Origin of the sequence: Lentzea sp. NPDC092896 (assembly GCF_044754905.1) — a bacterium.
In the GTDB taxonomy this organism is placed as follows: Bacteria; Actinomycetota; Actinomycetes; order Mycobacteriales; family Pseudonocardiaceae; genus Lentzea.
The window spans coordinates 652,658-666,074 of sequence record NZ_JBIVPX010000003.1 but is presented as its reverse complement, the minus strand read 5'-3'; the positions used below and the strand labels follow the sequence as shown (position 1 = coordinate 666,074).

Below are 13,417 nucleotides of genomic sequence, written 5' to 3'. Positions count from 1 at the left end.
TGAAACCGTACGGGGCCATGGACGGGGTCTACAACCCGATGGAGTGACATATGACCGAGGCCACTCGCCGAGAACGGCTTCGCGCCGAAACCGAGCGTGAGATTCGGCAGGCGGCCCGCGCCCTTTTGGTGGAGAGCGGCCGCGACGCGGTTACCCTGCGTGCCATCGCGCGCAAACTGGGGATCACCGCACCGGCGTTGTATCGCTACTACGACTCCCACGACGCGCTATTGCGGCAGCTCTGCGACGACATCTGCGCGGACATGGCGGCAGCGCTGTACGCAGACCTCGCCGCGGACACGTCAGGCCAGGTGGGATGCCAGGTCAGGGCGGTCTGCCACGCCTTCCGCCGCTGGGCCCTGGCCCACCCGCAGGAGTTCGCGCTGGTCTTCGCCTCGCCCCGCGACCCGCTCGGCGCCGACCAGTTCGGCTCGGTGTTCCTGCAACTGGCCGGCCGGCTGATCGCGTCCAATCTGGTGGCGAACCACGCGGACGACTCGGTGCCCGAGGTGCTGCACGAGGACCTGGTGAGGTTCCAACAGGTCCTGGCGGACGCGGTGTCGGTGCACGGCGTCACGATCGAGGACGACGTCCTGAATCTGGGCAAGATCTACCACGTCGTCCAGTCGTGGGTGCGGCTGTACGGGCACGTGGCGCTGGAGGTGTTCGGGCGGTTCCCGTTCACGGTGAGCAACCCGGAGCCGATGTTCGACAGCATGCTGGACCAGATGCTGACGGACATCGGGTTTCAGGATTCAGACGTTCACTGATGTAGCGCCGGCCGGGCGTTCGGCGACATACGACCCGTGGTCGACGCCAACAACTCGCCAGCTCCTGCTGATCTGCCTGATGTCGTTGAAGAACCGGTCTCGTCGTCAGGCGGAGTGGGCCAGGCGGTCCTCGACCTCCTGGACAAGGCCATCGGCCTGCAGACGCCGCTGGTCCGCAAGAACATCGCCCGCGCCCGCCAACGCAATCCGGAGGCGACGCCGGCGGAGGTCATCGGCACCCTGGAGAAGATGTACGTCAGCGCTCTGACGAGCACGGGGGCCGCGGTCGGGGGCGCGGCGGCCGCACCGGGTGTCGGCACCGGGATCGCGTTGGCGCTGTCGGCGGGCGAGGCGCTGTCCTCGCTCGAACTGAGCGCCCTGTACGTGCTCTCGACCGCCGAGATCCACGGAGTCCCGCTCGACGAGATCGAACGCCGCCGGACCCTCGTCCTCGGGATCCTGCTCGGCGAGTCCAGCACCAAGACGATCGGCAAGATCGCCGAACGCACCGGCCAGCACTGGGCCCGTCAGCTCGTCAGCGCGGTGCCCATGGCGACCCTGAAACAGATCAACAAAGTCCTGGGCAAGAACTTCATCACCAAGTACGGCACCAAGCAGGGGATCGTCGTGCTCGGCAGGGCGGTCCCGTTCGGCATCGGCGCGCTGATCGGCGGCGGCGCGAACGCCACCATGGCCGTTCTGGCTGTTCGGGCTGCCAGGCACGCGTTCGGCCCGGCACCCGAGTCATGGCCGGAGGAAGAGCCGGCGCAGCCGTAGCCACGCCGGCTCCCGTTGCTACAGAACGATGTTCACCAGGCGACCGGGGACGACGATCACCTTGCGCGGTTCGCCACCGGCGACCAGCTCGGCGATCTTCTCCTCGGACAGTGCCGCGGCCTTGATCTCGTCCTGCGACGCGGACGCCGACACGACGATCCGCGAGCGGACCTTGCCGTTGACCTGGATCGGGTACTCGACCGTGTCCTCGACCAGGTACTGCTCGTCGGCCTTCGGGAACGGGCCGTGCGCCAGCGAGTCGTCGTTGCCCAGCTTCGACCACAGTTCCTCGGCCACGTGCGGGGCCTGCGGAGCCAGCATCAGCACCAGGGCCTCGGCCAGCGTGCGGGGCGTGCCGGACGCGTAGTGCTTGGTGACGTAGTTGTTCAGCTCGATCAGCTTCGCGCCCGCCGTGTTGTAGCGCAGGTTGGCGTAGTCGTCGTGGACGCCGGCGATCGTCTTGTGCAGCAGGCGCAGTGCCTCTACTGACGCTTCCTCGTCCGTGACGCGCAGCGAGCCGTCGGTCTCGTCGACCAGGTTGCGCCACAGACGCTGCATGAAGCGTTGCGCGCCAACGACGTCCTTGGTCGCCCACGGGCGGGACACGTCCATCGGGCCCATGGACATCTCGTAGAACCGGAAGGTGTCGGCGCCGTACGTCTCGCACATCTGGTCCGGCGTGACGACGTTCTTCAGGCTCTTGCCCATCTTTCCGTACTCACGGCGGACTTCCTCGCCGTTGTACGTGTACTTGCCGTCGGCCTCGACGACCTCGTCGGCCGGCACGTAGACGCCGCGCGGGTCGACGTACGCGTACGCCTGGATGTAGCCCTGGTTGAACAGGCGGCGGTACGGCTCGTCGCCGGACAGGTGGCCCAGGTCGAACAGGACCTTCTGCCAGAAGCGCGAGTACAGCAGGTGCAGCACCGCGTGCTCGACGCCGCCGATGTACAGGTCGACGCCGCCGGGGTCGGTCGGGCCGTGCTCGGCCGTGCGCGGGCCCAGCCAGTACTTCTCGTTCTCCGGGTTGACGAACCGCTCGGTCTCGACCGGGTCGACGTAGCGCAGCTGGTACCAGCACGAACCCGCCCAGTTCGGCATGGTGTTCGTGTCGCGGCGGTACGTCTTCAGGCCGTCGCCCAGGTCCAGCTCGATCGTCGTCCACTCGGTGGCACGCGACAGCGGCGGCGACGGCTCGGTGTTCGCGTCCTCCGGGTCGAAGGTGCGCGGCGAGTAGTCGTCGACCTCGGGCAGTTCGATCGGCAGCATCGACTCGGGCAGCGCGATGGCGGTGCCGGCCTCGTCGTAGACGACCGGGAACGGCTCGCCCCAGTAGCGCTGGCGGCTGAACAGCCAGTCGCGCAGCTTGAACTGGACGGTGCCGTGGCCGTGGTCGTTCTCCTCCAGCCAGCCGATCATCGTCTTCTTGGCGTCGTCGATCGCCATGCCGTCCAGGAACCCGCTGTTCACCGCGGGTCCGTCGCCCGTGTAGGCGTCGCCCTCGAAGCCCTCGGACGGCTGGACCGTGCGGATGATGGGCAGGTCGAACTTGACGGCGAAGTCCCAGTCGCGCTGGTCCTGGCCGGGCACGGCCATGATCGCGCCCGTGCCGTAGCCCATCAGCACGTAGTCGGCGATGTAGACCGGAATCTCCTTGCCGTTCACCGGGTTTGTCGCATATGCCCCGATGAAGACGCCGGTCTTCTCCTTGTTCTCCTGACGGTCCAGTTCGGACTTCAGGGACGCTGCGCGCCGGTACGCGGCGATGTCTGCCACGCGATCGGGCGTCGCAATCTGGTCCACCAGCTGGTGTTCCGGTGCCAGGACCATGTAGGTCGCACCGAACAGCGTGTCCGGACGGGTCGTGAAGACCTCAATGCTCTCGTCTCCCACCGCGAATCGGACTCGGGCGCCATGCGAGCGCCCGATCCAGTTGCGCTGCATGGCCTTGACCTTGTCCGGCCAGTCCAGCCGGTCCAAGTCGTCGATCAGCCGGTCCGAGTACGCGGTGATGCGCATCATCCACTGGCGCAGGCTTTTCCTGAACACCGGGAAGTTGCCACGCTCACTGCGACCGTCCGCGGTGACCTCTTCGTTCGCCAGCACAGTACCCAGTCCGGGACACCAGTTGACGGGCGCCTCCGACATGTAGGCCAGCCGGAATTCGCCCAAGATCCTTTGCTGGTCGGCAAAAGACAGCTCAGACCACTTGCGACCACCCTCGACGTCCCGCTCTCCAGACTCGAACTGCGAGATCAACTCGGCGATCGGGCGAGCCTTGCGCGCGTCGGCGTCGTACCAGGAGTTGAAGATCTGCAGGAAGATCCACTGGGTCCACTTGTAGTACTCGGGGTCGATCGTCGAGATGCGGCGACGCTCGTCGTGGCCCAGACCCAGCCTGCGGATCTGACGCAGGTACGTGTCGATGTTCTCTTCGGTGGTCTTGCGCGGGTGCTGCCCGGTCTGCACCGCGTACTGCTCCGCGGGCAGGCCGAACGCGTCGAAACCCATGGTGTGCAGCACGTTGCGGCCGTTCATGCGGTGGTACCGCGCGAAGACGTCCGTGCCGATGAAGCCCAGCGGGTGGCCGACGTGCAGGCCGGCACCGCTCGGGTACGGGAACATGTCCTGCACGAACAGCTTGTCCGCGGGCACGTCACCCTTGAGCGCTCCGACGGGGTTGGGCGCGTGGTAGGTGCCGTGGTCCTCCCAGTACCGCTGCCACCGCTCCTCGATCTGGTTCGCCAGCTCGGCGGTGTAGCGGTAGGCGGGAATCTCCGCCGCGTCCGTGCTCATTTCAAGGTCCCTCTCACGTCGTTCCTGCCCCTGACATGACGAAACCCCCCAGCCCAGACAGGGCATGGAGGGCGGCCGCGCCGACCGTCTTGCGATCAGGTCGTCGCGGCTAGATAAGGAGCAGGCGGGCCGTGCTCATGTCGTCAACGGTATCAGCGGACCGCAAGCGCGATGAACCGGCGGTGGCCTGCGGCACATCAGACCGGGGTGACCGAGAGGTGAACCCCGGTCCCGTCTTACCCTCATGGAGTGAACATCGTGCTGTCGGTCGTCCTGGGTGTGCTCGGCGTCGCTCTCGGCGCGGTCGGTCTGCTGGGCCTGCAGGGCAAGCTGCGCCGCAACCGCTTCGTCGGCGTGCGCACCGCCGCCGCCGTGCGGGACGAGGAGACGTTCGCGCTGGCCAACCGCGTCGCCGGGGTGCCGAACGTCGCCGCGGGTGTCGTGGCGATCGTGTCGGGTGCGATGGCGTTCGTCATGGCCGACCTGGCCGTCACCGCTGGGATCATCGGACTGATCGGCGCGCTCACCATCGCCTTCGCCGGTGGGCTCGTCGGTAGCCGTGCGGCCGAGGCGCTGCCGGAGCCGGTCAAGCCGAAGGGCTGCGGCGGGTGCGCTTGCGGTGGCGGCGGCTGCTCCCCGCTCGCCGGGCTGTAATCCGACGTTTCACGTGAATCAGTTGTCCCGGACGTCCTTCGGGTAGGTCGACAGCAGCGCCAGCGGCATGCCCTGGCGGCGCAGCACCCGTCCCCACAGGTCGACGTTCGCGCCGACCAGCACGTCGTCGGCCAGGCCGGTCACGACGATCCAGTCACCGCGGTCGATCTCGCCCTGGAGCTGGCCCTCGCCCCACCCGCTGTAGCCCGCGAACACCCGCAGGCCTCTTACCAGCGGCATCAGGTCTTCCGGTTCGGCGTCGAGGTCCACCAGGGCGACCGGGCCCTGCACGCCGACCAGTCCTTCCACGGTGGACGGATCGGTGCCCACCTTCAACGCTGCCAGGCACAACGCCGTCTTCTGCTCGACCGGGCCGCCGACGTAGATGCACTGCGGCTTCGTGACGTGGGAGCCCCACGGTGGCAGTACGTCGTAGACCGCCATCTCGGAGGGGCGGTTCAGCACGACGCCGAGGGTCCCCTCTGGACGTTGGTCGATGATGTAGACGACGGTGCGTGTGAAGTTCGGGTCGTTGAGGCTCGGAGCGGCTACCAACAGGGAGCCTGGCTCGACTTCGACTTCGTCATCGGGACGCACGTCACCATGAAATCACCCGTGATCGCCGGAACAACTCAGGCCCGCGTCCCGTTAGACTCAGGTGTCGGATGTCTTTGTGTCCCCCGGGCTCAACAGACAACCGCCTTCGCGGAATACCGTTCGGCTGGAGCCGCGTAGTGCGCCGCGCCGTGAGGCGACCTGGCATCCGATCCAAGAGAGCCGGACCGTGAGGTCCGGCTTTCGTGGTTTTCACCACTACGCGCATAGAGTGCAACGGTGACAACGCTTGCGGTGGAGAAGCACCACTGGGGATCACGCCGGTTCCTCGGCATCCCCGCCTACCGCAGGCTCCTCGCCACCCGTCTCGCCTCTCAGTGGGGCGACGGGCTCTTCCAGGCCGGTCTCGCCGGCGCTGTGCTCTTCAACCCCGAACGGCAGGCCGATCCGGCGGCGATCGCGGCCGGGTTCGCGGTGCTGTTGCTGCCGTACTCGCTGATCGGACCGTTCACGGGTGCGTTGCTCGACCGGTGGGACCGCAAGAAGGTCATCGTCGTCGCGAACATCGCGCGGGCCACGTTCGTGCTGTTCACGGCCTTGGCGGTCGGTGCAGGGCTGAGCGGGCTGCCTCTCTACGTGTCCGCGCTCGTCGTCATGGGGATCGGCAGATTCGTCGGGTCCGGGCTGTCCGCGTCACTGCCGCACGTCGTCGACGAAGATCACCTGGTCGAGGCGAACGCGCTGACCACGACGGCCGGCGCGGTCATGGCCGTGATCGGCGCCGCCTGTGCGATCGGGTTCCGCACGCTGCTCGGCGCAGGCGACGGCGGTTCGGCGTGGACCACCAGCATCGCGATGGTCGGGTTGCTGCTCAGCGCGTTCATCGCCAGCCGGTTCAAGCCGGGCGTGCTCGGGCCGGACGAGGTCGACGAGCCGCACAACGCGATCACGGCCGTCGCCCGCGGGCTGCTGGACGGCGCCAAGGCCACCTGGCGCACGCCGAGCGTCACGGCAGGCCTGGCCGCGTTGCTCGCGCACCGGGCGGCGTTCGGCATGAGCCTGATGATCACGCTGCTGCTGATGCGCTACAGCCTGGAGGACGTCGGCATCCTCAAGGCCGGCATCGGCGGGCTCGGCGAGGTCGCGGTCGCCGGTGGCGCGGGTGTGCTGCTCGCCGGGATCCTGACCGACCGGATCGTCGACAGGTTCGGCGTCAAGCGCACGATCTGCGGCGCGTTGCTGCTCACGGCCGCGGCCCAGGTCGGGCTCGGGCTGCCGATGACGCTGCCGTCCATCCTGATGGCCAGCTTCGTGATCATCTTCGCCGGTCAGATCGTCAAGCTGTGCGTGGACACCGCGGTGCAGCACGACGTCGGCGACGAGGTGCGCGGGCGCGTGTTCGCCCTCTACGACACCCTCTTCAACATCGCGCAGGTCACCGCGGTGACCATCACGGCGACGGTGATCCCCCTGGACGGGCGCTCGCCCGGCCTGATCCTCGTCGCCGCGAGCCTCTACCTGGTCGGCATGGCCGCCTACCTGGTCCTGTCAGCGCGGAAACGGCAGGTGCAACATGCCGGCCTCGTGCGCGAAGACGACAGCCGCCACACGATCGGGTAGTTCCAGGCGCAGCAGGATGTCGGCCACCTCGTCGGCCACGCGTTGCTGCCCGATGCCGAGCACCCGCGCGATCTCGTGGTCGGCGTGACCACGTGCGAGACACCTCAGCACGGCCCGTTGGTCGTCGGTCAGGACGTCCAGGTCCCGTACGGCAGGACCTGCGGAAAGTCCCCAAGTGAACATCTGCACCACCCCCATGCGCCCCCTAGCGCACGTCCCATGGTGCATCCCCGCGCTGACACTTCGCTAACGCGGGGATTCCATTCGCTCACTATGCGTCACGGAGTGGGCGGGGTGATGCCCTGTTCGCGCGCCCAGTCGAGCAACGCCGCCTCGGCCTCGTCGCGGTCCAGCGGCCCCCGGTCGAGCCTGAGCTCCTTGAGGAACTTCCACGCGGCACCGACCTCACGACCCGGCGCCAGGCCGAGCAGCTTCATGATCTCGTTGCCGTCGAGGTCCGGGCGCACGCGCGCGAGGTCTTCCTCGGCCGCGATGCGCGCGATGCGTTCCTCGAGAGAGTCGTAGGTCCGCTTCAGCAAGTTCGCCTTGCGCTTGTTACGGGTCGTGCAGTCGGCACGGACGAGCTTGTGCAGCCGCGTCAGCAGGTCACCGGCGTCCGTCACGTACCGGCGCACGGCCGAGTCGGTCCACTCGCCGTTGCCGTACCCGTGGAAGCGGAGGTGCAGGTAGACGAGCTTCGCGACGTCCTCGGTGATCTCCTTCGAGTACCGCAACGCCCGCAAGCGCTTGCGGACCATCTTCGCGCCCACGACCTCGTGGTGGTGGAACGAGACGCCGCCGCCGGACTCGAACTTCCGGGTCGCCGGCTTGCCGATGTCGTGCAGGAGCGCGGCGATCCTCAGCACCAGATCGGGTGATTGATCAACTTCTTCAAGATCAATTGCCTGTTCCAGCACAACCAGCGAGTGGTCGAAGACGTCCTTGTGTTGATGATGTTCGTCGATCTCCAGCTTCATGGCCGTGAGCTCGGGCAACACGATGTCGGCCAGCCCGGTCTCCACCATGAGCTCGATGCCGCGGCGCGGATGCGCGCCGCACAGGAGCTTCGAGAGCTCCACCTGCACGCGCTCCGGCGTGATGCGGGCGAGTTCGCCTGCCATCGATCGCATCGCCTCGATCACCCTGGGCGCCGCGGCGAAGCCGAGCTGGGAGACGAACCGGGCGGCGCGCAGCATCCGCAGCGGGTCGTCGCCGAACGACTCCTGCGGGGTCGCCGGCGTGTCCAGCACGCCGTCCCGCGCCGCCTGGAGGCCGCCGGTCGGGTCCACGAACTCACTCGCCGCGATGTCGTACGCCATCGCGTTGACCGTGAAGTCGCGCCGGACCAGGTCGCCGTCGATGTTGTCGCCGAACGTCACCTCGGGATTGCGGGTGACGCCGTCGTAGACGTCCGCGCGGAAGGTCGTGATCTCGATGATCTCGCCGTGCTTCGACGCGCCGACCGTTCCGAAGGCGATGCCGGTGTCCCACTGCGCCTCGGCCCAGCCGCTCAGCAGCTTCTGGATCTCCGCAGGTCGCGCGTCCGTGGTGAAGTCGAAGTCGTTCGTCGGGCGCCCCAGCACGGCGTCGCGCACACTTCCACCCACGAGGTAGAGGCGCTTGCCCTCGGCTGCGAACCGAGCGGCGAGCTCAGCGACGACTGGTGTAATTGCGGGAGCTTCCACCACCGCATTCTGCTGGAGCGATCGAGACACGAGAAACCAGCGTACTCAAGGTTCGTAAGTACGATCGGCCGTATGCCCTCGTCAGCCGCACGTTCCGGGAGCCCCAAACCGGGGCGCCGGAAGAGGCGCCGGGGCAGGAGGCTCAAGACCGTCGACGAGACGTCGGCGGGTGGCCTGGTGCTCGACGCCGAGCAACGGGCCGCGGTGATCGGCAGACTTGACCGGCGAGGCCGGTTGCTGTGGTCTTTGCCCAAGGGTCACATCGAGGCCGGCGAGACCGCGGAACAGACCGCGGTGCGCGAGGTCGCCGAGGAGACCGGTATTCATAGCAGGGTGCTGCGCCCGTTGGGGTCGATCGACTACTGGTTCGTCGCTGACGACCGCCGGGTGCACAAGACGGTTCACCACTTCCTCCTCGAAGCGACGGGGGGAGAGCTTTCCGACGAAGACGTGGAGGTCACCGAGGTGGCGTGGGTGCCCCTCGGCGAGCTGGACGAGCGACTCGCGTATGCCGATGAGCGCCGTCTGGTCCGCCGAGCCGCCGAACTGCTCGCCGACCGCTGCCGCAACGGGGCGGAGACGGCGTGAGCCTGAGGAAGCTCGTCTGCACAGCCGCTGTCGCCGCGTTCGTGGTGATCACAGCGCCGCCCGCCGGCGCGCAGCAGGCGCAGCCCGACGAGATCGACGCGTTGCCCTTCATGCCCGCTCCCGCCACCCAGGTGTGGGCGACCAGATCGCTCTCCGCCCAGCCAGGGCAAGCCCAGCAGCAGTTCCTGCGGCTCGACATCGACCAGCTCACCCCCCGGTTCGTCACGAGCGACTCCCCGGCGACCGTCAAGATCACCGGCAGGATCGTCAACGTCGGTGACCGCAAGGTGTCCGACATCGTGCTGCGCCTGGAGCGCGGTGAGCCGCTCGGCACCGAGGACGACCTGCGCAAGGCGTTGCGGGAGCCCGCGGCGGCCGAGGCCGTGCAGCCCAAGTTCACCCCTGTCGCCGGTGAGCTCGAGTCCGGCCAGCAGAAGGACTTCACGCTGGAGGTGCCGCTGCGCGGTACCGAGCCGACCTCGCTGGAGATCGAGCAGCCCGGCATCTACCCGATCCTCGCCAATGTCAACGGCAGGCCCGACTACGGCGGCCAGGCACGTCTCGCGGCGCTGTCGACGCTGCTGCCCGTGCTCGGGGTGCCCGGCGGCGAGACCAAGGGCAAGCCGGGCGCGCCGGCGAAGCTGACGGTGCTGTGGCCGATCGCGGACCGCCCGCGGCTGGTCAGGCTCGGCGGCGAGGACGACTCCGAGCTGATCGACGACGAGCTCGCGACGTCGCTGTCGGTCAACGGCCGGCTCTACGGCCTGTTGCAGGCCTACGAGCAGGCGATTCCGTCGATGAGCACGGCCATGTGCCTGGCCATCGACCCCGACCTGCTGCGGACCGTGCAGGCCATGGGCAACGGCTACCGGGTGCGTGGCGGGTCGGAGGGCAAGGGCGAGGCCGAGGCGAAGCTGTGGCTCGACCGGCTCAAGCTCGCCGTCACCGGCCGTTGCGTCGTCGCGCTGCCGTACGCCGACGCCGACCTCGTGGCGTTGAACAGGGCGAAGCTCGGCACGATGCGCACGCTCGCGGTGACCGACGGCCCCAAGCTCATCCAGGACGTCCTGTCCGTGCAGCCGCTGCCCGACCTGGTGTGGCCGGAGGACGGCGTGCTGGATCAGTCGACGTTCGACGAGCTGGTCACGCCGCAGCCGGACAAGCGCTACCCCGGCGCGAAGTCGCTGCTGCTCGACCCGACCGGCCTCGCCGACGCGCCGGGCACCGAGCCCGTCGGTGTCGGCGGCAAGAACCCGGTGACCGCGGTCAAGATCGACTCGATGGTCTCGGACGCGCTGCAGGGCAGTGAGTCCCGGCCGCGCACGCTGTCCGGGGTCACCGCGCCGTTCGAGAGCCAGCCGGTGTCCGTGCAGAACGCGCTGGCGGTGCTGGTGTTCCGCGCCGGCTGGCAGGGCGACGGACGCAACGTGCTGATCGCGCCGCCGCGTCGCTGGCACGCGCCGCTCTCGGAGATGAACGAGTTCCTCGCCACCGCCCAGAAGCTGCTGACCGGCGGTTACGCGGCCCAGACCGGGCTCGAGGAGCTCACCAGGGCCACGCCGTCGGTGACGAACGCCAAGATCGCCTACCCGCCGGAGGCCGGTGCGCGGGAGATCTCGGAGATCATCTCCAGCTCCGTGACGAGCCAGAGCGTCGAGCTCAACGGCCTGGTCGCGGCCATGCAGCAGGAGGACAGCGAGCACGCCTCGCCTGCCGACCTGGCCGACCCGCTGTGGCTCGGGCTGCTGCGGGCCATGTCCGGCGCGTGGCGGGGCAACGAGCAGGGCGCCCGGTCCGCGGCCGAGGTCAGCCAGGGCGAGCTGAACGCGCTGACCGGCATGGTCGGCGTGACCCAGCCGAACAGCCCGATCCTGCTCGGTTCCGGCGACAGCCCGATCCCGATCACGATCACGAACAAGCTCGACGTCCGCGTGACGGTCCGGATCAACCTCGCCGACACCCCGGGCATCCGCAAGCTCGACCTCGCCGACCAGGTGCTTCCCGCCCGCGGCGAACGAGTCGTGCGGGTTCCGGTCGAGGTGCTGCGCTCCGGCCGGTTCCCGGTCAGCGTGCGCCTGACCACTCCCGAGGGCGTCCCGCTCGGTGACACTGTCAAGCTGGAGGTGTCGTCGTCCGCGTACGGCACCATCACGGTGATCATCACCGTGATCGCGGGCATCGCGCTCGTCCTGCTTTCCGGGCGCCGGATCTACAAGAGGGTCCGCGCTCGCAACGGCGAGAACGGCGACGCCCCGTCCATCGAGAACGTCACACCGGAGAAGTCGAGCGCGTGAGCGAGACAGCCACGACCACCCAGCCAGAGCAGCAGAAGCAAGCACCGTCGGTCGCCAAGGCGAGCGGCTCGATGGCGATCGCGACCATCGTCAGCCGCGGCACCGGCCTGCTGTCGAAGGTGCTGCTCATCGCGGTGATCGGCGCCGAGGTCCTCGGCGACTCGTACCAGGCGGCCTCCACGCTGCCGACCATGATCAACGAGCTGCTCCTCGGCGGCATCCTGACCAGCGTGGCGATCCCGCTGCTGGTCAGGGCCGAGAAGGAGGACGGCGACGGCGGTGAGTCGTACGCCCAGTGGCTGATCAGCATGGGCACGCTGATCCTCGGCATCGGCACCGTCATCGCGATGGCCTGCGCGCCGTTGCTCACGGACCTCTACATCTCGGACTCGGACAAGGCGAACCCCGCACTGGTCACCGCGTTCGCGTACCTGGTGCTGCCGGGCATCGTGTTCTACGGCCTGACGGCGTTGCTCAGCGCCGTGCTCAACGCACGGCACGTGTTCGGCATCCCCACGTGGGCGCCGGTGCTGAACAACGTCGTCGTGATCCTCGTGCTGGGCGTCTACGCGCTGCTGCCGGGCGAGCTCACGCTCAACCCGGTCCGCATGACCGACCTGCACCTGCTGGTCCTCGGTCTCGGCACCGCGCTCGGCGTGGCGGTGCAGGCGTTCGTGCTGTTCCCGGCGCTGAAGAAGACGGGCTTCCGGTTCAAGTGGCGGCTCGGCTGGGACTCGCGGCTGTCGGAGTTCGGCAGCCTCGCGTTCTGGGTGCTGATCTACGTCGGCCTGGGCCTCGCCAGCATGACCGTGCTGACGAACGTGGCGACGAGCGCCCAGGGCGCGCTGACGGCGTTCAACTACCAGTGGCTGATCGCGCAGGTGCCCTACGGCGTGCTGGGTGTTTCGCTGCTGACCGCGTTGATGCCGAAGATGAGCCGGGCGGCGGCGAACAACGACAACGAGTCGATCGTGCGGGACCTGCTGTTCGGCAACCGCATGTCGGCGATCCTGCTGATGCCGTTCAGCGCGCTGCTGACGGTGTCCGGTCTGGCCGTCGGTCTCGGCATCTTCGCCCTGGGCGCCTCGGGCATCCAGGGCGGTACGAGGATCGGACTCGCGCTGGCGCTGTCGGCGTTCGGTCTCGTTCCCTACGCGATCACGTTGCTGCAGCTGCGGGTCTTCTACGCGATGAAGGACGCCCGCACGCCGACGCTCATCCAGGCGTTGATCGTGGCGGTGCGCATCGGGCTGCTCTACCTGTTCCTCGGCATCTCGACGCCGGGCAACGCCGACCAACTCGCCGTCGGTGTGTCGCTCGCGATGTCGCTGAGCTTCGTCTTCGGCGCGATCGTCGGTCAGGTGTGGCTGCGGGTCCGGCTCGGCCGGCTGCGCACTGGTTTCACCATCTGGACGGTCTGTCTCACGGTCGTCGCCTCCTCGCTCGCCTTCGGAGTCGCCGCAGGCGTGAACTGGCTGGTCCAGAACCTGTTCTCGATCTCCAACGTGTACGTGTCGAGCTGGGTGGAGCTCGTCGTGGTGACGTTGATCGGTCTGCCGCTCGCGTTCGGCCTTTTGGCCGCGTTCCGGGTACCCGAGATGAAGCCGGCGATCGACAAGATCAACCGTTTGGTGCGGCGAAGGTGACTCCAGTCCGTGAGCGCCGTCCCGTACCCTCG

The 13,417-nt window shown here is 68.3% G+C and carries 11 protein-coding genes; 7 read left to right on the top strand and 4 right to left on the bottom strand.

Features of this window, described 5'->3' with window-relative positions; translation table 11 throughout:
* Positions 1–50: 50 nt before the first annotated feature.
* The gene (locus tag ACIQF0_RS18985) at positions 51–770 is read left to right on the top strand and encodes a TetR/AcrR family transcriptional regulator (protein ID WP_401030906.1); all 720 of its coding nucleotides are present in this window, start codon (positions 51–53) and stop codon (positions 768–770) included.
* A gap of 114 nt (positions 771–884) precedes the next feature.
* A complete protein-coding gene (locus tag ACIQF0_RS18980; RefSeq protein ID WP_401030904.1) occupies positions 885–1,547 on the top strand; it encodes a hypothetical protein in 663 nt (220 codons plus the stop codon).
* Between the two features lie 18 nt (positions 1,548–1,565).
* On the opposite strand, the gene leuS is transcribed toward ACIQF0_RS18980, so the two are convergent.
* A complete protein-coding gene (leuS, locus tag ACIQF0_RS18975) occupies positions 1,566–4,343 on the bottom strand; it encodes a leucine--tRNA ligase (RefSeq protein ID WP_401030902.1) in 2,778 nt (925 codons plus the stop codon).
* 249 nt (positions 4,344–4,592) lie between these two features.
* Here leuS and ACIQF0_RS18970 point away from each other — a divergent pair, with 249 nt between their 5' ends.
* Positions 4,593–4,997: an SdpI family protein gene (locus tag ACIQF0_RS18970; protein WP_360047503.1), complete on the top strand. Its 405-nt coding sequence runs from the start codon at positions 4,593–4,595 to the stop codon at positions 4,995–4,997.
* Between the two features lie 18 nt (positions 4,998–5,015).
* On the opposite strand, the gene ACIQF0_RS18965 is transcribed toward ACIQF0_RS18970, so the two are convergent.
* On the bottom strand, positions 5,016–5,594 hold the full coding sequence (locus ACIQF0_RS18965) for a YqgE/AlgH family protein (RefSeq protein WP_360047504.1): 579 nt from the start codon (positions 5,592–5,594) through the stop codon (positions 5,016–5,018).
* A 237-nt stretch (positions 5,595–5,831) separates the two neighbouring features.
* On the opposite strand from ACIQF0_RS18965, the gene ACIQF0_RS18960 reads away from it, so the two are divergent.
* Complete coding sequence (locus tag ACIQF0_RS18960; protein WP_401030899.1) at positions 5,832–7,172, top strand: MFS transporter; 1,341 nt, start codon at positions 5,832–5,834, stop codon at positions 7,170–7,172.
* On the opposite strand, the gene ACIQF0_RS18955 is transcribed toward ACIQF0_RS18960, so the two are convergent.
* Positions 7,101–7,355, bottom strand: coding sequence for a LuxR C-terminal-related transcriptional regulator (locus ACIQF0_RS18955; RefSeq protein ID WP_401030897.1), 255 nt, complete (start codon positions 7,353–7,355; stop codon positions 7,101–7,103). The genes ACIQF0_RS18960 and ACIQF0_RS18955 overlap by 72 nt on opposite strands.
* Before the next feature lie 95 nt (positions 7,356–7,450).
* Positions 7,451–8,887: a CCA tRNA nucleotidyltransferase gene (locus ACIQF0_RS18950; protein WP_401030895.1), complete on the bottom strand. Its 1,437-nt coding sequence runs from the start codon at positions 8,885–8,887 to the stop codon at positions 7,451–7,453.
* Between the two features lie 42 nt (positions 8,888–8,929).
* Here ACIQF0_RS18950 and ACIQF0_RS18945 point away from each other — a divergent pair, with 42 nt between their 5' ends.
* Genes ACIQF0_RS18945 through murJ form a run of 3 tightly spaced genes read left to right on the top strand, consistent with a single transcriptional unit; the run spans position 8,930 to position 13,385 of the window.
* On the top strand, positions 8,930–9,445 hold the full coding sequence (locus ACIQF0_RS18945) for an NUDIX hydrolase (protein WP_401030893.1): 516 nt from the start codon (positions 8,930–8,932) through the stop codon (positions 9,443–9,445).
* Entirely contained in the window at positions 9,442–11,739 is a 2,298-nt protein-coding gene (locus ACIQF0_RS18940; protein ID WP_401030891.1) for a DUF6049 family protein, read from the top strand. The genes ACIQF0_RS18945 and ACIQF0_RS18940 overlap by 4 nt, the downstream gene beginning before the upstream one ends.
* Positions 11,736–13,385 carry a murein biosynthesis integral membrane protein MurJ gene (murJ, locus tag ACIQF0_RS18935; RefSeq protein ID WP_401030889.1) on the top strand — a complete coding sequence of 550 codons (1,650 nt, stop codon included), beginning with the start codon at positions 11,736–11,738 and terminating at the stop codon, positions 13,383–13,385. Before ACIQF0_RS18940 ends, murJ begins: the two co-directional genes overlap by 4 nt.
* Positions 13,386–13,417: the final 32 nt, after the last annotated feature.

Excerpts from the sequence above, each read along its gene's own strand:
- ACIQF0_RS18945 (WP_401030893.1), top strand. The coding sequence starts at position 8,930 with ATGCCCTCGTCAGCCGCACGTTCCGGGAGCCCCAAACCGGGGCGCCGG.
- ACIQF0_RS18985 (WP_401030906.1), top strand. The coding sequence starts at position 51 with ATGACCGAGGCCACTCGCCGAGAACGGCTTCGCGCCGAAACCGAGCGT.
- ACIQF0_RS18955 (WP_401030897.1), bottom strand. The coding sequence starts at position 7,355 with ATGTTCACTTGGGGACTTTCCGCAGGTCCTGCCGTACGGGACCTGGAC.
- leuS (WP_401030902.1), bottom strand. The coding sequence starts at position 4,343 with ATGAGCACGGACGCGGCGGAGATTCCCGCCTACCGCTACACCGCCGAG.